A 19384-nucleotide genomic window follows, 5' to 3' on the forward strand; every position below is an offset into this window, starting at 1 on the left:
GATTATGAAAAAAGCAGTTTTGTTTTTGTGCAGTACATTATTTAGTTTAACTGCATGCCAGACTTCCAAATTATCCGTAAACGGCGATACTGAAAAGCAATTCACCGCAACGTACATTAACTATATGGACCATGCCAATGGCCCCAAATATAAAAAGCTTATGGATGGACTTTCGCCTGAATACATTAAGAAAAATGATATAGACAAAGAGAAATACAAAGTGAATAATTACTCGGTATGGGGCTTTAGTATTGACTCGTACGATAACAAAGAAGGTCTTATTGTTACAAAAATATGGGGTGAGGAAAAAAGATGGATGCACCGTCTGACATTTAAAATAGTAAAAGAGAAAGGTAAAATGTATATGATGCCCTCGAAACATAGTGATGCTTATATTGACCCCTGGTATAAGGTTGATACATATATTAAGGAATAATACTTCACAATTTTTCCGCCTTTTTATCATTTAACTTCCTATTCTATGAACAAAAATGCATACAAATTAAAAGGCCTGTTGGCAAAAAATGCTTACGACTGGTGGTGGCATTCGTTTACAGGCAGGGATGCCGAAACAGGAGAGTTAAAACCTTTTTTTATAGAATATTATGTTATTAATCCGGCTTTGTGGAAAGGGAAGAAGGTTTTCGGGCAGTTGAAGGAAAACAGTGCTGGGGATAAACGCCCCTGTTATGCAATGATAAAGGCAGGAAGCTGGGGAAGCGAAAAAGCGCAGATACATAACTTTTTTGATATGGATGCCTGCGAATTCTCATACCAGAAGTTGGATTGCAGGCTGGGGCAAAATATACTTACTGAAAATTTTTTAAAGGGAGAAGTAATTATTACAAAAGAAGAATGCCTGCAGCACCCTGAATATATGACGGATGCCGGCCACATGAAATGGGAACTTCAGGTGAATAAAAAACTTTCCTATGATGTTGGGTATGGTAGCTCAAAGATTTTTTCTTCTTTGGCTGTTTTCAGGATGTTCTGGCATGTACAGGGCATGATGAGTGAATTTCATGGAACTGTTGAATTTAATGGCAGAAAATACATTGTTGAACCGGAAACTTCTTACGGCTATCAGGATAAAAACTGGGGCAGGGATTACACCAACCCATGGATATGGCTTAACTGTAACAATTTTGTGTCTCAAAAAACCGGAGAAAAAGTGACAAGCAGCCTGGATGTAGGCGGGGGCTGCCCTGTTGTTTTAGGCATTCCTCTGAAAAGGAAAATCCTTACGGCGTTTTATTACGAAGGCCGCCTTTATGAATTTAATTTTTCAAAATTCTGGAAGTATTCGAAACAGTATTTTCATGTGTCGGAAGATGAGACCCATATAAACTGGGAAGTCATATCAGAAAGCAGCAACCATCTTCTGGAAATAAAAATGAAATGCAGAAAAGACCTTATGTTGCTTGTTAATTATGAAAACCCGAAAGGGGAGAAGCACCACCGGAAGTTATGGAACGGAGGCCATGCCCAAGGCATGGTAAAGTTTTATAAAAAAGGTAAAAAGCTTGAATTAATAGATGAATTAAGGGCAGAATATGGCGGCTGTGAATACGGCGAATATTAATTTCTGTTAGTTGAGCTGTGGGTCAATGGGATAATTAACCCATTCGAGGTATTCTTTCCCGAGTTTTTTCACTGCGTTTGTCCAAAGGTTTTCAGAAGTATTTTTCAAAAGAAAAGCAGCGCTGGCTTTTGAAACTACCCAGGAATGAATGCGAAGCTCCTCTTCAAGTTGTTTGGGAGCCCAGCCGGAATAACCAATGTAAAAACGGATTTCGTCGGCTTTAAGTTCCCCGTTTTGAATCAGTCGGTTTACAGTATCTATCTTCCCTCCCCAATAAATACCGTTCATAATTTTTATGCTGTTTTCTATAAGGTCATTGCGTGTGTGGATAAAAAAGAGGCTGTCGGTTTTTACCGGGCCGCCGATATACAGTAAGCTGTCAAAATCATCAGGGAATAAGTTTTTCTCATTTTTCATAACATCCGATAGTTTTAATTCGGTAGGCTTGTTGAGTACCAATCCGAAAGTGCCTTCTTCGTTATGTTCTGCGAGCAAAATAATAGATCTCTTGAAATAGAAATCTTTTAAAAAAGGTTCCGAGATAAGAATGGTGCCCTGTGCCGGTTTTATGTTTGAATCCATTTTATTGCCTCTCGGTTAATTTATTTAGCTGGTTTTTTATTTTACGTTTATCTTTGTATTTGCTTTTGTATCATAATCAAAAATAATACCAACACAATTGGCAGCAAGCGGCAATAATACAAAATTTTTTGAACTTCGTAAAAAATACCCTTTTTTTATTTATGAGGACTTTATCTATAATGTTGATGATACAGGCTTGCATATTGTATATCACTTTAATTTAGCTGACAAGTTTAAATTTTCTCCTAAAATTTCTTTTCTTCCCAATAAGGCTGTCAACATCCAAAATATCCCGGTTCCACTGCTGGAGAATTTGATTTTTCATATTGGCATGATAGAAATGATAAGCTACTGGAAAGCAGCTTGCCCGCCCAAAATCATGGTGAAGCCTTTTTATCTCGAAGCCCGGCAGCTACAATGGTGGAAAAATCTGTATTACAAAGGCATGGGCGAGTTTTTTTACCTGAATGGAATCACGACAGATGCTGAATCCTTTGTAAGAATTGAATCATCTCAGAACAGAAAGTTAACAAAAACTGACATTATTACAGAACCTGCCTATCTGGTTCCTGTTGGAGGCGGAAAAGATTCTGCCATAACGCTTGAAATACTGAAAAAAGAAAACTCTGTTACCCCTTTTGTAATTAACCCGAGAAAGGCTATAGACGATTGCATTGCAACTGCCGGCTTCAGCAGCAATGAAAGTGTTACTGTTCTCCGCAGCATCCATCCACAATTGCTTCAGCTTAATAAGCTGGGCTTTTTAAACGGGCATACGCCTTTCTCAGCTTTACTGGCTTTTGTTTCTTTACTGGCTTCCGCACTAAGCGGAAAAAAAAATATTGCACTTTCAAACGAATCGAGTGCCAATGAGTCCACTGTGAAGGGTAGTTTTGTAAACCATCAGTATTCGAAAACTTTTTCATTTGAAAGGGACTTCCGTAGTTATGTGAACGAATACATCACGGGCAGTATTAATTATTTTAGTTTTTTAAGGCCTTTGCATGAAATACAGATTGCTTCCGTTTTTTCATCCATGCCTAAGTATTTCCCGGGCTTTAAAAGTTGCAATGCAGGAAGTAAAAAGGATGAATGGTGTTGCAATTGCCCAAAATGTTTATTTACATACATTATTTTATCTCCTTTTTTGGATGAAGGAGAACTTAAAAAAATATTCGGTGAAAATCTTTTGGATAAAGCATTCATGGAATATTATTTAAATCAGCTTACAGGCAATGAACCCGTGAAACCTTTTGAATGTGTTGGAACCATTGAAGAAGTGAATGTTGCACTTATCATGACTATGAAAAAATATAGCGGGAAGCTGCCTCTTTTGTTACAAGACTATAAAGAAAGCCATGCATATTTCCGTTACAAAGATGTGGCAGCGGAAACACTTATAAAAAAATTGGGGAACGAACATTTTCTTAGCCCAGCTGAGTTAGAAATCTTAAAAAAATATGTTTAATGCTGAACCACCTGAAGACATATTTTAAAGGAAAAAAAATACTTATATTGGGTTTTGGCATTGAAGGAAAATCAACTTTCAGGCTTATCAGAATGTTATTTCCTGAAATGAAAATATGTATCGCCGATGAAAAAGCGTGTATTGAACACTTTGAGATACTAAAAAACGATAAAAATATCCAACTTCAAACAGGAAATAACTATCTGGAAGGCCTGTCTGATTTCGATATTATTATTAAAACTCCTGGCATTTCACCTGAAAAGATCGGTATCACAGACTTTTCAAAGTTCACATCTCATACTGAGTTGTTTTTTCGATTTTTCAGGAATCAGATAATTGGCATTACCGGGACAAAAGGCAAAAGCACTACCTCAAGCCTGATACATCACATAATCAGTTCATGGTCCCCAAACTGCCAGCTGGCAGGAAATATCGGAATTCCTCCTTTCGACCTTATTGATAAAATAAATAAAGACACCCTCATTGTTTACGAATTATCTTCTCATCAGCTTGAGCAGACAAGAATCTCCCCCAAAACGGCTGTATTTCTTAATTTATATGAAGAACATCTCGACCATTACAAATCTTTTGATACATATCAGCAGGCAAAATTTAGCATAACACGATTTCAGGAAGAAGCAGATAATCTCATTTATAATGCTGATGATGAAAGAATAGTTGAATTGTTATATAAAGCAGGGATTAAAAGGAATTTTTGGAGATATTCATTAAAAAATGAAGTTACCAAAGGCTGTTATTTAAAAGAAAAAACTTTAATTTTTAAAGCTGCCGAAAAAGAGATACAGACATACAAAACGGGATTTAATAATTTACCCGGAGTTCACAACCTGCAGAATATTATGGCTGCAATATGTGCAGGGTACATTGCTGAAATTCCTGCAGAAAAAATGATAAATGCAATAAAAGCATTTAAACCTTTGGAACATCGCATGGAATACGCCGGGACATTTAACGACATAATTTTTTATAATGATTCAATTGCTACCATACCTGAAGCTGCTGTTGCCGCCATAAGTACTTTAAAAAATGTAAACACATTGATACTTGGCGGTTACGACAGGGGAGTATCTTATGATCCTTTTGTGGATTATTTAGAAAAAACCAATATAGAAAATGTAATATTAATAGATACTGCCGGAAAACGCTTGCATGAGATATTTCAGAAGAAAAACTACCATTCAAAGAAGATTTTCTATTTTGATGATTTTGAAAATGCAGTGATTACTGCAAAAAAAGTAACAACTCCTCATAAGATATGCCTGTTGTCGCCGGCAGCAGCAAGTTATGGGATGTTCAAAAACTTTGAGGAAAGAGGCACCCTTTTTAAAAAACTCATCAGGCTATAAGCTGTTTATTACAATTTTTTGAGAAAATATTTTTTTGCCATCGGTGATTTTAATAAAATAGATACCAGAAGTGAATTCGGAAACATTTATAGCAGCTGAATTTCCTGATATAGATTCATTCATTACCAGTTGTCCGAAAGTATTATAGACTTCAAGCTTGGTTTCATGCATATCATGATACCTGATATGAAGCATTTCATTGCAAGGGTTGGGATAAACAAGCGGAGAAATTTCGTTCTCATTAATATCAATACTGCTCATACAAAGAGTTAGCTCATGATAATTCTGGATATAATCCGGTGGGCTGCAAAAAGTCATTATCCATATATCTCCGGTGTCGATATTAATTGAAGCCGGGGTTGCATTCATATTTAATGATGAATCCACTTCCGGAATGAGTATGCTCTCATTACAGCCGGAAATTCCTTCAAGATTTGTTTTAACCAGATAAATATTACGATAATTTGTGTCGGCGAAATCGGAATATCCTAGGTTTATCAGAGAATTCCCACGAAAGAGCACATTGTCGTAAAAAACATTTTTTTCATCAGAGCCATACAGGTTGAACCACAAAATGTCGCCGTTTTGAGCATCAATATCTGAAATGAGTGCTTTTGGTTGTGATAAGGAGTCTGTAAAGTATTCGCCGGTAATGTAGATATGTGAAAAGCTTTCATCGGCAGTTATGGAATAAGCGATGTCGTTATAATGATTCCCTATTTTTTTTGCCCATATTACATTTCCAAGCGAATCCGTGTTAAGCACAAAAACGTAGCTGGCATTGCGGAGATTATCGGGTGATGACACCCCGCAGGCATAAATATTTCCGTTTACAGGGTTTTCTATTGCATCATAAATACATCCGTAATTATATGTCATAGCCCATTTCAGCAATCCGTTGTCATCGGTTCGGAGTAATGCGTTTTGTGAGGATATTTTCCCTGCAAGGATAAAACCTCCGAAAGAGGAATGTGCAATTTTTTTTGCATCATCATCATTGGACATGCTTCCGTAAGAGCGTTGCCAGTATTGTTCCCCGTATTTTCCTATTCGCATGAGAAATATATTGGTGCCCTCATGCTTATTTATTTCTCTAAAGCTGTTTGATTGTCCTGTAATCATGAAGTCGTTATCAGGCAGCTCCAATATATAAGAGGGTGAATTAAATAAATTTGTGCCGTAATATTTTATCCAGTTAATTAATCCTTCGCTACTTACATTGAAAACACCAATATCGCTTTCACCAAAACCTCCTGAAAGTATTTCATAAAGCATCACAAAGCCGTTGTCATTCAGTTTTATAATCATGTTTTTTCCGTAAATACCGGGGTCAAGATAATTTTTTACCCAGATAATGTTTCCGTTAGTATCAGTTTTTACAAGACTTCCTGCGCAAAGAATCATAATGGATGAATCATCCGGAAGGCAGAACGACCTGGCTTCTCCCGGAAATCGTATGCCAATAAGTTTTTGAAATGAATTTTGAGAAAATGATAAATAACACTGAAAAATGATAATAAGAAAGGAGAGGGATATTTGTTTCATGGAGGTATAATGTGATAATAAAAAAGTTTTGTTTTTATTTCTCATTATGTAATTTCTCAAGTGCATACATTTCGTCCCTAAGCCGGGCAGCTTCATGAAAATCAAGCGCTTTAACGGCTTTTTCCATAGCGCTTCTGGTTTTCGTAATGGCTTTCTGCAGTTGTGCTTTGTCCATGTATTGTATCACGGGGTCGGCGGCTACATCGGAATGTTCTTTTTCAATGTAAGGTTTTGCCCCGGATTGTTTGCTGTCAGCTACCCGTGTTTGCCCAAGTATTGACTCTTTGGATTTGAAAATCTGAGTGGGTGTTATGTTATGTTCAGTGTTGTATTTCAATTGTTTTTCACGCCTGCGGTTTGTTTCATCTATAGTACGCTGCATGGACTCAGTGATTTTGTCAGCATACATAATCACTTTGCTATTGATGTTCCTGGCGGCACGGCCGGCTGTCTGCGTTAATGAACGCTCTGAACGCAAAAAGCCTTCCTTGTCTGCATCAAGGATGGCAACCAGAGAAACTTCCGGCAGGTCAAGGCCTTCGCGTAAGAGGTTCACTCCGACAAGTACATCAATTTCGCCTGTACGCAGCTCCCTTAGAATTTCAACCCTTTCAATAGTGTCAACCTCCGAATGAATGTATTTACATCTTATATCAAGTTTCTGCATGTACTTGGTGAGCTCTTCAGCCATTTTTTTTGTTAATGTTGTAATCAGTACCCTTTCATTCTGTTTGACGCGCAGGCTGATTTCATGCAAGAGGTCATCAACCTGGTTGATGCTTGGTTTTACTTCTATGATGGGCTCAAGCAAACCTGTGGGCCTGAGCAGTTGTTCAACAACGACACCCTGACATTTCTGAAGTTCATATTCTGCGGGCGTGGCGCTGACAAAAATTATCTGGTTCAACATTTGCTCAAACTCGTCGAATTTCAGCGGACGGTTGTCCATGGCTGATGGCAGCCTAAAGCCATATTCTACTAATGTTTGCTTGCGTGAGCGGTCGCCGCCATACATGGCTCTAACCTGCGGGATGGTTACATGGCTTTCGTCCACAACCATCAAATAATCGTCAGGAAAACAATCAAGCAGGCAAAAAGGCCTGCCGCCGGGTTTGCGCCCGTCGAAATAACGTGAATAATTTTCTATACCTGAACAATAGCCAAGTTCACGCATCATCTCCATGTCGTATGAAACGCGTTCTTCAATACGTTGGGCTTCTATGTGTTTACCCATTTCCTTATAATAAGCCACATGCGCTATCATGTCCGAATGTATTTCTGCAACAGCCTGTTTCATTTTATCCTGAGAGGAAATAAAAAGGTTGGCAGGATATATCGAAATGGAATCGAGTTTTTCAATAAAGCGCCCGTTGACAGGCTCAAAAGTTTCAACAGCTTCTATTTCTTCACCGAAAAAGCAAATCCTGATGCAAAAATCTGCATAAGCAGGAAAAATATCTATAGTGTCACCCCTGACACGGAAATTCCCCCTGCCGAAAGCGATGTCGTTTCGGGAATATAAAATGTTAACCAGTGCCTGGAGAAATTTTTTTATGCTGACTTTTTCACCAACCTGAAGGCGAATGATATTGTTTGCAAAATCTTCGGGGTTGCCTATGCCGTAAATACACGAAACCGAAGATACAACAATTACGTCACGCCTTCCTGACAACAAAGCGGAAGTGGCGCTGAGTCTCAGTTTTTCTATTTCATCATTGATAGAAAGGTCTTTTTCAATATATGTGTTGGTAACCGGTAAATATGCTTCCGGCTGGTAATAATCATAATATGAAATAAAATATTCCACAGCATTTTTTGGAAAAAACTGCCTGAACTCACCAAAAAGCTGTGCGGCTAAAGTTTTATTATGGCTTAACACCAGTGTGGGGCGCTGAACCTGTTGAATCACATTGGCAATGGTAAAAGTTTTTCCAGAGCCGGTAACTCCAAGAAGTATTTGAGCGTCGTCATCACGGAAAATACCTTCAGATAATTCCTTTATGGCCTCTGGTTGGTCGCCGGTTGGGAAAAATTCCGATGTGAGTTCAAATTTCATGGATTATTTTTTTTCCTGGATACAAAGCAACTTATCGGATAATGGTCTGAATAATCCGATTTTTCAACTTTGAAGTTTGCTGCCTGATAATTATATGAAATAAAAATATAGTCAATACGAAATGACGGATAAATCTTACTGTATGTGCTTCCAAGCCCAAAACCGGCTTCCCTGAAAGCATCACTCAGCAAGGCTGTAAATTGATGATATGCAAAAGAAAAAGGTGTGTCGTTGAGGTCCGTACATAACAGAACAGGATAGGGACATTTCTTGATATGCGTTGCCACAATTTCTACTTGTGCAGCCCGCTTGATAAAAGCACGTTTCATAAAACGCAGTATGTGCATGGATTTGTCTTTAATTTCATCGTTATTGCCTTCGGTAGTTCCTGAAGCAATTTTATCGGCAAATTCGATATCGTTGTTGCTTAGATGTAATGATTGGAAATGGGCATTATAAACTCTCAAGGTGTCTTTGCCTTTCAATATATCGGTGAAGATGCAAAAATTGGTTCGCGAATTTTTAAATTTTATTACACCTTTGTTTACTATAGGGAAAGAACTGAAAGTAGCCAGGCCAAACTCATTGGTGTTTCGAGAAACCACTGAATACTCCGCATGAGCATTTTTTGCTTTTAAAAAAGTTATTAGAGTGTCAATGGTCTTAAAATTATTTTTTCTGTCATTAACAAATTCCTGAAAGCATAAAATGTCCGGTTGTTCTTTTTCTAAAAAAGAAAAAATTTCGTTTCGTTTTTCGAAGCTCAGTTGCCAGTTTTTTTTGTAATTATATAAATCAAAATTATGCACATTGTACGACATGATTTTAAAAAAATCTCTTTTTCCTTGTTCTGAAATTCCGGAGTTAAACTGTACAAAAGAGCCGATGTAACTGTATCCTATTAATACAGGCAGTAGAGATACAAGAGTGAGCCTAAGTTTGACAAAAACCCACAAAATGACAAAAGCTATATTGATAAATAAAAAATGGGGGTAAAGAATACCTGCAAAGGATGATGGCCAGAAGTCCTTTGGGTTAATAAATGAAGCGCTGAAGGAAAGAAGAAGCAACAAGACAAAAAGAACATTAATAATCAATAGGATTTTAAAAAAAATGTTCAGTTTTTTTTTTGTTTTTTTAGCCATAATTCTATTTGTTTTTGCTGGCTTTGAACAAATATTCCTTGTCTTCCTTGCTGAGGCTTTCGTACCCCGATTGTTTTATTTTGTCCAGTATGGCATCAATACGTTGTTCGTGTACCTTGCGTTCATAGCGGTATTGATCATCGGTTTTGGGCTTGTTGGTAAAACTTGTTTTGGTTTTGGGTTTTCTGGAAAATAATTTTCTGATAGGGTTAAATAGTTTTCTGGCAATTAAACCTTTTTTTAGTGAGAAAATATAAACGAAGCCAAAAAAAGCGCCACCGAGGTGAGCAATATGACCTCCCGGATTTCCCTGTTCAATACTTAGAAGGTCTAAAATAACAAAAATAATTGCCACCCATTTAAACTTAATTCGTATTGTGAAAAACAGGCGAACAGTATAATTGGGGATGTAAGTTGCTATAGCTATTATGATAGCCATTACAGATGCCGAAGCCCCCAGCGCTACTGAATTTGCCTTATATTCGGCAAAAACAGGAAAGATATTGTACGACACAATGTAAAAAACAGCTCCTGTGAGCCCCCCCAAGAGGTATGTCAGCAAAAGTTTTTTACCGCTCAGGTATTCTGTGAAGATAATCCCTCCAAAATACAACATCAACATGTTAAAGAAAATATGCCAGAGATTTTCATGAAGGAACATATACGTTAGAATTGTCCAAGGCATTTTTAGAAGAAACACCGTATTTGAGTGCACTCCTAACCAGTAGGTAAAAAATGTAATATTATCTATGCCGGTGGCCGGAGAAATTAGGAACAGCTTTAATGTGAGCCTGATGAGCCCGATTACAATGAAAACTGCCACATTGATAATTATCAGCCTTGACAGAATAGTTTTGCTGCCAAAAAAGCGTTTAATTCCGTCGAAAGGAGAGGGAGGGCTTTGGTTGCCATAATTATTTCCTTTAAACCCGAAAGGATTTTGGTAATTATTCATAAGGTTCCTGCTTTTGTCGTTTACCTTTTCTTTTCCAAAACATAAGTAAAACAAATCCAAATAGCATGCCTCCTAAGTGGGCGAAATGTGCAATGTTGTCTCCACTGAAATTTGACAAACCTGAAATGAGTTCCAGCGCCCCGTATAGTATTACAAACCATTTTGCTTTTATAGGTATGGCAAAATAAACATAGATTCTTGTATTGGGGAACATCATTCCGAAAGCAAGCAAAATACCAAACACAGCTCCCGATGCTCCAACAACAACAGGCGCATTCAGCAGGTCGGTTTTATATTGCGTAACAAAATCAACAGAGTAGTTTATGGCTTTGCTTAGGTCTTCATGAACAATAACATTATATTGTGAAATAAAGTTCTTAAGGGGTTTGTCCATATAACCCGAGTTCATAAAAGCATTCAGTTGTTCATGACCCGGGTTGGCAAGGTAAACATTGATAGCATCAAGGACAGGGTTGAGTTGAAAATAAATTACAACGTAATGAGTAATTGCAGCACCAATACCCGTAAAGAAATAGTAAATTAAAAATTTTTTTGGCCCCCAGATATTTTCCAACACATATCCGAACATCCAGAGGGCAAACATGTTGAAAAACAGGTGCATGAAGTTGCCATGCATGAACATATATGTTACAAACTGGTAAGGCGAAAATTTTTCAGCACTGAAATAATGCAGTCCCAGTTTTTCATATAAGTCAATATTGAAAGCAGTGCCAAGGCCCATAGTAGCAAGAAAAAATATTCCATTAATAATCAGGAGGTTTTTTACTACCGGGGGCAGCATACGAAATCCCGTCGGACTGTAACGTTCAAAACTCATGCGTATATAGAAGTAGTTCTATGTGGATTAATTTGCAAAGATACTTGTTTTTTCAGGATATAAAACATGGCTGTAGCTTGTTTATTGTTCAGTTGACAATAAGTTTAAAAATCATTTTCCAGATAAGCATGTTTACATATATGTACAAGAAGAATTAAAAACAATATTTGTTCTCTTCAATAAGTTTCTTCGCTATATTCCTTCGGGCGACCTTAATATTTACAGGCTTTAATGACGACAATGTTTCAACGGCATGCTGAAGTTGCGAAAATTCAGCATCACTGGCAAAAGAAAAAATGGTATCGGCAGCGGATTTCCTGATTTGAGAAGCGGCTTCGTAAAGAAAAACATCCACGATGTCTTTGTAAAGGATTTTTTTATCATCCGCATGCATATCCATAAGTTTTTTGACGCGCAATACAACCGATTCTGCAGCGTAGGTTTGTATCAGCATATCGGCGATATGCATCATGATTTCCTGCTCGGTATTGAATTGTTTCCCGAGCGTTTCATAAGCACGATACATTAACAGCAGGGTGATTTTTTTGAAGTTTTTAATTACTTCGTTAAAGTATTCAAAAAAATCATCCTTTTCTATGGCTTTATTTGAAATATTCCCGATAGCATCAAATATAGCTTTGCTTTCAACAAATATTTTGGAGTCGGCTCTTTTTGCAAATTTCAGCAGCATGTCGGTACAAACCATACGGTTTATCTCGTTGGTGCCTTCAAAAATCCTGTTAATGCGTGAATCGCGGTAGCATCTATCCACAGGCATTTCTGCAGAAAAGCCCATGCCTCCATAGATTTGAACTGCTTCATCAACAATATAATCCAGCACTTCTGAACCAAAAACTTTAAGTATAGCCGCTTCCATGGCGTATTCGCCAATGGCTTCGAGGTATGCCTGAGATTTATCTTTACCGGTGGCTATACCATTTTCAATAGTTTCATCAATATACTTGCTGGTACGGTAAACTGCTGATTCAATAGTAAAAGCTTTTATGACTTGATTGGCAAGTTTGTATTGTATCGCTCCGAAAGATGAAATCAGTGAGCCAAACTGTTTGCGTTCATTGGCATAATTCACGGAATAATTGATGGTATTACGGCAGGCGCCAAGGACATTGGCTCCAAGCTTTATACGACCGATATGAAGAATGTTCAGGGCAATGCGAAAACCTTCGCCGCGTTTACCTAATAAATTTTCTACCGGGACCTGACAGTCGTTGAAAAAAATCTGCACCGTTGATGAGCCTTTTATGCCCATTTTTTTCTCTTCCGCACCAAAACTGATTCCAGGGAAGTTGCGTTCCACAATAAATGCGCTTAAAATGCGGTCGTCATCAATCTTGGCAAAAACCGTGAACACATCGGCAAAACCACCATTGGTAATCCACATTTTCTGGCCATTTAAAGTATAATGTTTACCATCGGCAGAAAGCACGGCTTTTGTTTTTCCGGAGTTGGCATCCGAGCCGGCATTGGGTTCAGTAAGGCAATATGCCCCTGCCATTTCTCCGGTTGCAAGTTTTGGAAGGTATTTTTGTTTTTGTTCTTCGGTGCCATAATATAAAATTGGAAGACTACCAATGCCTGTGTGGGCAGAATATGCCACGGCAAAAGAAAAACCGGCGCCAAATCGGTCGCTGGTGAGCATCGAAGTGGTAAAAGATTGTCCGAAACCCATATATTCTTCAGGCAACGATATGCCCAGCAACCCCATTTCTCCGCTCTTATTAAGCAGTTCACGCATCATTCCCGCTTTGTTTGCGTCAATTTCGTCTAATAAAGGAAAAATCTCTTTTTTTAGAAAATCATCACAGGTGCCGGAAATCATTTTTTGTTCTTCACTCAATTCTTCAGGGATAAAAATATCCTCAACGTCTCTGGTAAGAAATTCACCGCCTTTAAGGTAATTAGGATTATTGCTCATGTTATTCAGGTATTATAGGTTCATAATAGTTTTGCAAAGTTAATACTTTTGGATAAGATTTTTGATTTTGATTGTTGAGCACATATTAACATTATTTTCCCTGTAAATAAAAAAATAGTATTTTTGAAACCGTATTTAAAAATATATGAAAAAATATTTAATCATTTTTGCCAACCTTTTTATTGTTTCTGTTTTTGCCTATTCTCAGGAAATGGATGCAGATACAAACTATTGGGGTGTAAGCATATACGGCTCTGTTGATTACAACACACAGTTTATAAAGGGAAGCACTATTGATCCTATGGTGGGTGTAGATTCCATGAAAAAAATTGATTTGCCTCGTTGCGGATATACTCTGGGCTTTTCTGTAAATCGCCCCGTTTATAAAATATTATCTTTGGAATTTGGTATTTTTATACACAGTCAGGGATACAGAACAGGCACTTTGCCCGACACTATTTGGAATTACAGAGATTCGATATTAAGCATCACAGATTATCACAAATCATACAGATATTATTCATTAAACATTCCTGTTCTTTTAAAAGTGGATATCGTTCGTTCCAAAAAAGTTACTTTTGGGATAGGCGTTGGTGTAGCCCCAGTATTTTCTTTAGGCAAGCAGCAGGTATCATTTTTTGAAGACCACAAAGAAATTGTACATGAAAAAACAGGAAGGGATATTGATATTCAGGCATTGGGATGTTTGTTTGTTTCAGTGCCGCTTACTGATAAATTATCACTGACACTGGAACCAACTTTCCGTTACAATATTTTATCTTATAAAGACAGCTATTATCAGGGTATAACACGTAACATGCTGTCGGCTGGGTTAGGAATTTATCTGACTTACAAAGTTACCGATAAAGCCATGTACGACTATTATTATAAGAAGATTTATAACGTCAAAAACCCCATGCCTCAATTCTGACAACTGCTTTTGGTTAAATCCGGCTTATGCAAAGTAAAATACAGATAAAAAACCGCCGGGCATCTTTTGAATATTTTTTACTGGAACAACTGAATGCCGGAATTGTGCTTACAGGTACGGAGATAAAATCATTGCGTGAAGGTAAGGCAAGCATCAATGATGCATATTGTTCCTTTAAGGATAATGAATTGTTTATTCTCAATATGCACATTGCAGAATATTCTTACGGAACTTATTCAAACCATGAACCCAAAAGGGAACGCAAACTGCTGCTGAACAAAAAAGAAATAAAAAAATGGTTGGGAAAAGTACGCGAAAAAGGCTTCACCATTGTGCCTGTGATGGTCTTTATTAATGAAAAAGGCCTGGCAAAAATTACCATCGCACTTGCTAAAGGAAAACACTCATACGACAAAAGGGAATCTTTGAAAGAAAAAGATTTGAAAAGGGAAATAAACCAGAAAGAATGATTTTTATAAATCACTAAACTCCAGAACTTCATAAATTGTGAATGTATTAAAATAATGTATTTTTTGCTTTATTAATAATGTCATTTTTTGACGCTTACCCTCAAAACATCCTTGATTATTTCCAGATGATTCCGGATAGATCTGTGACAGGGATATTAAGAAAAGACAGGGCTAAAATTGTTGCCGTTTCTAAAGACAATAAAAGCTATGAAGATGCCTCAAAAGACATGAGCGAGCTTGACATCATGTATTCTTTTGAAATGGTAGATGTCAGTAACGGATATTTAAAAATGGTAGGAGCAATGGAAGGTCATCTGAAGATGTGTTACTGGAACCTTAAGAATGGGTATAAAATGATATCTGTTTATCAGGAAGGCTGTGACCCCGAATGTGAAGTGGCCGGTTTTGATTTTTATATTTTTGACGGAGATATGTATAAGAATGTGCCTTACGAAGAAATAATCCCTGATATTTATAACGATTTCTTTTTAACAGATACAAATTCTTCGAGAACTGTTCAAGTAATAAAGGCCGAAATGGGAAAAAAGAATATTTCCGCTACACTTCTTTTTGATTTACCGCAAAAGGGAAAAGATATTATTGCAAAATGGGGAAATTCTGAAGACAATCAGGTTTATAAAGAGTTTGCTGTAGGGAATCGCATGCTACTGAAATGGAATGATGGAAAATTTGAAAAGGCGAAATATTTTGGAGTGAATAATTAAAATCAGCGACAGTCCTTTCCTTCACACTCGTCATCTTTATTTAAATATTCTGCGTTTTCATCATCATCTTCTTCTTCATCCCAGTGATACTGTTCACGCTGCATACCTTTTTTACGGTAAAAAAATGCCATAACTATTCCTGCAAGGCCTCCCATCAGGTGTGATTCCCATGAGATATTTCGCTTTGGAAAAAAGTCGGGGAAAATACCCCAAAACAAGCCCCCGTAAAGAAACACTATCAACAGCGAGATAGCCATTAGTCTGGCGTTACGCCTTATGATGCCGCTGAAGAGCAAAAAAGACACATAGCCGTAAACCAGGCCGCTGGCGCCAATGTGAAACGTGCCGCTTTGTGCAAATGACCATACCCAAATACCTGTAAAAAGCCAAACCAGAAAGAAAATATGATAAAATATCTCTTTATAAAAATAATTCGCAATGCTTAAACTCACAAACATGGGAACCGTATTGGCTATCAGGTGCTTAAAATCCGCATGAATGTAGGGAGCTGTAACAATACCTATCAGTCCGTGGAGAGAATGAGGCGAAATGCCAAGAGTCCCAAAATCCGAATGGGTAAATACTTCAATGATTTTTACCACCCACATTATTAAAATAACAAGCGCGGGGAAAAGACAGCTATATATTATTTTTCGGAAATCTTTATTCATAATAAAAAAAGCTTACTTTTTTAGTAACAATTTTATAAAATTAATGTCTATAACTTAAAAATAAAATACTTACAGAATATTTATAAAATTGAAACGTTAAAATTAATACTGCATTTATTACTTTTGCAAATTCACTAAAAATAAAAAATTTTTTTATGATGATTCCAACAACCAGAAACTTTTTTTTATTGCTTCTTTTTCATTTTGTTTTTTTCTCTCTTGGGTTTTCACAAAAAAGCGACCCGAAAAAAACGGACCAGAAGTTGAATACTGCTTTCCAATTTATACGTTTGTCATATGTGGATACCGTTGACGAAGAAAAACTGACAGAAGCTGCCATTATTGCCATGTTGAAAGAGCTTGACCCGCATTCGGTATATATGACCAAAGAAGAGATTGATAAAGCCAATGAACCCCTGATAGGTAATTTTGAAGGAATAGGAGTGCAATTCAACATCATTAAAGATACCATTGTTGTTGTAACACCCACTCCCGACGGGCCGTCAGAAAAAGTGGGCGTCATGTCGGGTGATAAAATAGTGCAGATTGACGGAGAAGATGCTGTAGGGAAAAAAATTAATACCGATTATGTTGTTAAGAAACTCAGAGGTCCCAAAGGAAGTTCTGTCAAGGTTAGTATATACCGCAAAGGGCTTAGCGGGTTGATGGAACGCACCATTATAAGAGATAAAATCCCTATCACCAGTTTGGATGTTGCTTACATGGTTAACAAAGAAACGGGGTACATACGCCTTAATAAGTTTTCGCAAAGCACCATGTCGGAGTTTTCTGCTGCTTTGAAAGGATTAAAAAAGCTGGGGCTTAAAAACCTCATCCTTGACCTGAGAGATAACTCAGGCGGATACCTGAACACTGCCATAGAACTTTCTGATGAGTTTCTTGCGAAAGATAATATGATAGTTTATACCGAAGGAAAAGCTTCGCCCCGACAGGTTAGTTATGCTACTTCTAAAGGAGAATTTGAAAAAGGGCGTTTGATAGTTCTGATTAATGAAGGCTCTGCATCGGCCAGCGAAATAGTTACCGGCGCCGTGCAGGATTTGGACCGCGGTCTCGTTATCGGCAGGCGTTCTTTTGGGAAAGGTTTGGTGCAACGGCCTTATACACTACCCGACGGTTCGGTAATACGACTTACTACGGCACATTATTATACTCCTTCGGGGCGTTGTGTGCAAAAACCTTATAATGAAGGCGTGGAAAAATATTATAAAGACCTTTCCGAAAGGTTTAAACATGGCGAGTATATTCATGCTGACAGCATAAAATTTCCCGATTCCCTGAAATATTACACCCCCAACAAACGTGTTGTATATGGCGGCGGCGGCATTATGCCCGACCTTTTTGTACCTCTTGACACTTCCTACTACTCAACTTATTATTCAGAGCTTTTGCGCAAAGGCATTATTAACCAGTATGTGATAAAATACCTTGAAACAAACCGTGAAAAAATTAAAGCATTATACCCGAGTGTTGAAGAGTTTCTTAAAGGATATAACATTGATGAAAACTTTATGGGAAAATTTTTTGAATTTGCCGCCGGAGAAGGCATTGAAAAAGATGAAGAAGGGTATAAAACTTCTGAGGTATATATGAAGAATTTTTTCAAGGCATGGATAGCCCGCAACTTATGGGATTATGCTGCCTATTGGCGCGTCAGCAATGAAAACGATGAAGTATTCTTAAACGCTGTGAAAGCCATACAGGATAAAGATTTGTTTAAAAAGAATAATATTTCTTTATAGGAAAGCCTAAGAAAAGCAGAATTAATTCTTAGTCCCGATAGGGAGAAATTATTGTAAAAAAAAAGTATCATTTTTTATTTTTCAAAAATAGTTAGTTACATTATTTTGCCATTAAAATTATTATTCCTACCTTTGCACTCCATTTTTGGAAAAAAAATTATTAATTATTAAATAGTTAAGGAAATGACAAAACATTATGAAACCGTTTTCATTTTAACTCCCGTTTTATCTGATGACCAGGTAAAGGAAGCGGTAAAGAAATTTCTCGATTTCCTCAAAGAGCGGAAAGCGGAAATTATCGTCTCGGAGAACTGGGGGCTGCGCAAGCTGGCATACCCCATACAAAAAAAATCCTCGGGTTTTTACCACCTGATTGAGTTTAATGGCGACACCGAAATTATTGCCGAGCTGGAAGTAACCTTCAAACGTGATGAACGCATCATCCGTTATCTTACCGTAGCTCTAGACAAGCACGCCGTGGCCTATAAAGAGCGCAAACGGGCTGAAAAACAAAAAAAGGAAAAAGAATCTGTATAATGTAAAACCCTAAAACGAGAAAAACATGGCACAAAACGACAGCGAAATAAGATATTTAACCCCGATAAATGTCGATGTTAAAAAGAAAAAATATTGCCGCTTCAAAAAACACGGCATAAAATTTATTGATTACAAAGATGCTGACTTCCTGCTGAAATTCATCAACGAGCAGGGCAAGATTTTGCCGCGCCGCCTCACAGGCACATCATTAAAATACCAGCGTAAACTTGCAAGAGCTATCAAAAGGGCACGCCACCTTGCATTATTGCCTTATGTCGGAGATTTATTAAAATAAGGAGGGAAGAAACATGAAAGTGATATTAAAACAAGACGTTGCCAACTTAGGCTATGCCAACGAAGTGGTAAAAGTTAAAAACGGCTACGCCCGTAATTACCTCATCCCTAAAGGCTTTGCAATAATGCTTACTACCTCAACAGAGAAAGAACATGCCGAAATGATGAAGCAGAAAGCTTTTAAAGAAGAAAAACTGAGAAAAGAAGCCGAAACCCTTGCCAGAGCGCTCGAAAACGTTACCGTGAAAATAGGGGCAAAAGCAGGCAGCACAGGAAAGATATTTGGTTCTGTTAATGCCATCCAGATTGCTGAAGCTATCAAGAGCCAGTTTAATTATGATATTGACCGTAAAAAAATACAGCTCGACGGCGAAAATGTGAAAGAACTCGGAGCATACACCGCCAAAGTTGGTATTTACAAAGACATCAAAGTGGATGTAAAATTTGAAGTTGTTGCCGAATAAATGAATTTTTTATATAAAATTAAAATCCCGGGAAAGTTCCGGGATTTTTTATTTT

19 protein-coding genes are annotated in these 19384 nt (G+C 37.4%); 11 read left to right on the top strand and 8 right to left on the bottom strand.

Going from position 1 to position 19384, the window contains the following annotated elements; all coding sequences use genetic code 11:
* Positions 1-4 precede the first annotated feature (4 nt).
* Positions 5-436 carry a hypothetical protein gene (locus tag M0R16_09290; protein ID MCK9613074.1) on the top strand — a complete coding sequence of 144 codons (432 nt, stop codon included), beginning with the start codon at positions 5-7 and terminating at the stop codon, positions 434-436.
* A 45-nt stretch (positions 437-481) separates the two neighbouring features.
* A complete protein-coding gene (locus tag M0R16_09295; protein MCK9613075.1) occupies positions 482-1582 on the top strand; it encodes a tocopherol cyclase family protein in 1101 nt (366 codons plus the stop codon).
* Positions 1583-1588: 6 nt separating this feature from the next.
* Here the strand turns inward: M0R16_09295 and M0R16_09300 are convergent, their stop codons facing one another.
* Entirely contained in the window at positions 1589-2164 is a 576-nt protein-coding gene (locus tag M0R16_09300) for a YqgE/AlgH family protein (protein MCK9613076.1), read from the bottom strand.
* 97 nt (positions 2165-2261) lie between these two features.
* Between M0R16_09300 and M0R16_09305 the strand changes: the two genes are divergently transcribed.
* Positions 2262-3632 carry a hypothetical protein gene (locus M0R16_09305; protein ID MCK9613077.1) on the top strand — a complete coding sequence of 457 codons (1371 nt, stop codon included), beginning with the start codon at positions 2262-2264 and terminating at the stop codon, positions 3630-3632.
* Positions 3632-4999 carry a UDP-N-acetylmuramoyl-L-alanine--D-glutamate ligase gene (gene murD, locus M0R16_09310; GenBank protein MCK9613078.1) on the top strand — a complete coding sequence of 456 codons (1368 nt, stop codon included), beginning with the start codon at positions 3632-3634 and terminating at the stop codon, positions 4997-4999. The genes M0R16_09305 and murD overlap by 1 nt, the downstream gene beginning before the upstream one ends.
* Here the strand turns inward: murD and M0R16_09315 are convergent.
* The 6 genes from M0R16_09315 to M0R16_09340 all read right to left on the bottom strand — a co-directional run bounded on the left by M0R16_09315 (position 4994) and on the right by M0R16_09340 (position 13474).
* Positions 4994-6589 carry a T9SS type A sorting domain-containing protein gene (locus M0R16_09315; GenBank protein ID MCK9613079.1) on the bottom strand — a complete coding sequence of 532 codons (1596 nt, stop codon included), beginning with the start codon at positions 6587-6589 and terminating at the stop codon, positions 4994-4996. The genes murD and M0R16_09315 overlap by 6 nt on opposite strands.
* Positions 6579-8600 carry an excinuclease ABC subunit UvrB gene (gene uvrB / locus M0R16_09320; GenBank protein MCK9613080.1) on the bottom strand — a complete coding sequence of 674 codons (2022 nt, stop codon included), beginning with the start codon at positions 8598-8600 and terminating at the stop codon, positions 6579-6581. Before uvrB ends, M0R16_09315 begins: the two co-directional genes overlap by 11 nt.
* Positions 8597-9745 (bottom strand): endonuclease/exonuclease/phosphatase family protein, encoded by a 1149-nt coding sequence (locus M0R16_09325; GenBank protein MCK9613081.1) that lies wholly within the window; start codon positions 9743-9745, stop codon positions 8597-8599. The genes uvrB and M0R16_09325 overlap by 4 nt, the downstream gene beginning before the upstream one ends.
* A 4-nt stretch (positions 9746-9749) precedes the next feature.
* Positions 9750-10700 carry a rhomboid family intramembrane serine protease gene (locus tag M0R16_09330; protein MCK9613082.1) on the bottom strand — a complete coding sequence of 317 codons (951 nt, stop codon included), beginning with the start codon at positions 10698-10700 and terminating at the stop codon, positions 9750-9752.
* Positions 10693-11538: a rhomboid family intramembrane serine protease gene (locus M0R16_09335; protein MCK9613083.1), complete on the bottom strand. Its 846-nt coding sequence runs from the start codon at positions 11536-11538 to the stop codon at positions 10693-10695. Before M0R16_09335 ends, M0R16_09330 begins: the two co-directional genes overlap by 8 nt.
* Before the next feature lie 154 nt (positions 11539-11692).
* Positions 11693-13474, bottom strand: a complete 1782-nt coding sequence (locus M0R16_09340; protein ID MCK9613084.1) for an acyl-CoA dehydrogenase family protein — start codon at positions 13472-13474, stop codon at positions 11693-11695.
* A gap of 145 nt (positions 13475-13619) precedes the next feature.
* Between M0R16_09340 and M0R16_09345 the strand changes: the two genes are divergently transcribed.
* The 3 genes from M0R16_09345 to M0R16_09355 all read left to right on the top strand — a co-directional run bounded on the left by M0R16_09345 (position 13620) and on the right by M0R16_09355 (position 15600).
* On the top strand, positions 13620-14405 hold the full coding sequence (locus M0R16_09345) for an outer membrane beta-barrel protein (protein MCK9613085.1): 786 nt from the start codon (positions 13620-13622) through the stop codon (positions 14403-14405).
* A gap of 26 nt (positions 14406-14431) precedes the next feature.
* Entirely contained in the window at positions 14432-14875 is a 444-nt protein-coding gene (smpB, locus tag M0R16_09350; protein MCK9613086.1) for an SsrA-binding protein SmpB, read from the top strand.
* Positions 14876-14952: 77 nt separating this feature from the next.
* Positions 14953-15600, top strand: a complete 648-nt coding sequence (locus tag M0R16_09355) for a hypothetical protein (protein ID MCK9613087.1) — start codon at positions 14953-14955, stop codon at positions 15598-15600.
* 2 nt (positions 15601-15602) lie between these two features.
* Here the strand turns inward: M0R16_09355 and M0R16_09360 are convergent, their stop codons facing one another.
* Entirely contained in the window at positions 15603-16271 is a 669-nt protein-coding gene (locus M0R16_09360) for a rhomboid family intramembrane serine protease (GenBank protein ID MCK9613088.1), read from the bottom strand.
* Positions 16272-16426: 155 nt separating this feature from the next.
* On the opposite strand from M0R16_09360, the gene M0R16_09365 reads away from it, so the two are divergent.
* From M0R16_09365 to rplI, 4 genes are all read left to right on the top strand, one after another.
* Positions 16427-18034, top strand: a complete 1608-nt coding sequence (locus M0R16_09365; GenBank protein MCK9613089.1) for a S41 family peptidase — start codon at positions 16427-16429, stop codon at positions 18032-18034.
* Positions 18035-18217: 183 nt separating this feature from the next.
* Complete coding sequence (gene rpsF, locus M0R16_09370) at positions 18218-18571, top strand: 30S ribosomal protein S6 (protein ID MCK9613090.1); 354 nt, start codon at positions 18218-18220, stop codon at positions 18569-18571.
* Between the two features lie 25 nt (positions 18572-18596).
* Complete coding sequence (gene rpsR / locus M0R16_09375) at positions 18597-18866, top strand: 30S ribosomal protein S18 (GenBank protein ID MCK9613091.1); 270 nt, start codon at positions 18597-18599, stop codon at positions 18864-18866.
* 13 nt (positions 18867-18879) lie between these two features.
* Positions 18880-19329, top strand: a complete 450-nt coding sequence (rplI, locus tag M0R16_09380; protein ID MCK9613092.1) for a 50S ribosomal protein L9 — start codon at positions 18880-18882, stop codon at positions 19327-19329.
* Positions 19330-19384 lie beyond the last annotated feature (55 nt).

Source organism: Bacteroidales bacterium, from assembly GCA_023228145.1.
Classification (GTDB): Bacteria; Bacteroidota; Bacteroidia; order Bacteroidales; family CAIWKO01; genus CAIWKO01.

Excerpts from the sequence above, each read along its gene's own strand:
- M0R16_09355 (MCK9613087.1), top strand. The coding sequence starts at position 14,953 with ATGTCATTTTTTGACGCTTACCCTCAAAACATCCTTGATTATTTCCAG.
- M0R16_09365 (MCK9613089.1), top strand. The coding sequence starts at position 16,427 with ATGATGATTCCAACAACCAGAAACTTTTTTTTATTGCTTCTTTTTCAT.
- murD (MCK9613078.1), top strand. The coding sequence starts at position 3,632 with ATGCTGAACCACCTGAAGACATATTTTAAAGGAAAAAAAATACTTATA.
- M0R16_09315 (MCK9613079.1), bottom strand. The coding sequence starts at position 6,589 with ATGAGAAATAAAAACAAAACTTTTTTATTATCACATTATACCTCCATG.
- M0R16_09345 (MCK9613085.1), top strand. The coding sequence starts at position 13,620 with ATGAAAAAATATTTAATCATTTTTGCCAACCTTTTTATTGTTTCTGTT.
- rpsR (MCK9613091.1), top strand. The coding sequence starts at position 18,597 with ATGGCACAAAACGACAGCGAAATAAGATATTTAACCCCGATAAATGTC.
- M0R16_09290 (MCK9613074.1), top strand. The coding sequence starts at position 5 with ATGAAAAAAGCAGTTTTGTTTTTGTGCAGTACATTATTTAGTTTAACT.
- smpB (MCK9613086.1), top strand. The coding sequence starts at position 14,432 with ATGCAAAGTAAAATACAGATAAAAAACCGCCGGGCATCTTTTGAATAT.
- rplI (MCK9613092.1), top strand. The coding sequence starts at position 18,880 with ATGAAAGTGATATTAAAACAAGACGTTGCCAACTTAGGCTATGCCAAC.
- M0R16_09330 (MCK9613082.1), bottom strand. The coding sequence starts at position 10,700 with ATGAATAATTACCAAAATCCTTTCGGGTTTAAAGGAAATAATTATGGC.
- rpsF (MCK9613090.1), top strand. The coding sequence starts at position 18,218 with ATGACAAAACATTATGAAACCGTTTTCATTTTAACTCCCGTTTTATCT.
- M0R16_09295 (MCK9613075.1), top strand. The coding sequence starts at position 482 with ATGAACAAAAATGCATACAAATTAAAAGGCCTGTTGGCAAAAAATGCT.
- M0R16_09300 (MCK9613076.1), bottom strand. The coding sequence starts at position 2,164 with ATGGATTCAAACATAAAACCGGCACAGGGCACCATTCTTATCTCGGAA.
- uvrB (MCK9613080.1), bottom strand. The coding sequence starts at position 8,600 with ATGAAATTTGAACTCACATCGGAATTTTTCCCAACCGGCGACCAACCA.
- M0R16_09360 (MCK9613088.1), bottom strand. The coding sequence starts at position 16,271 with ATGAATAAAGATTTCCGAAAAATAATATATAGCTGTCTTTTCCCCGCG.
- M0R16_09325 (MCK9613081.1), bottom strand. The coding sequence starts at position 9,745 with ATGGCTAAAAAAACAAAAAAAAAACTGAACATTTTTTTTAAAATCCTA.
- M0R16_09340 (MCK9613084.1), bottom strand. The coding sequence starts at position 13,474 with ATGAGCAATAATCCTAATTACCTTAAAGGCGGTGAATTTCTTACCAGA.
- M0R16_09335 (MCK9613083.1), bottom strand. The coding sequence starts at position 11,538 with ATGAGTTTTGAACGTTACAGTCCGACGGGATTTCGTATGCTGCCCCCG.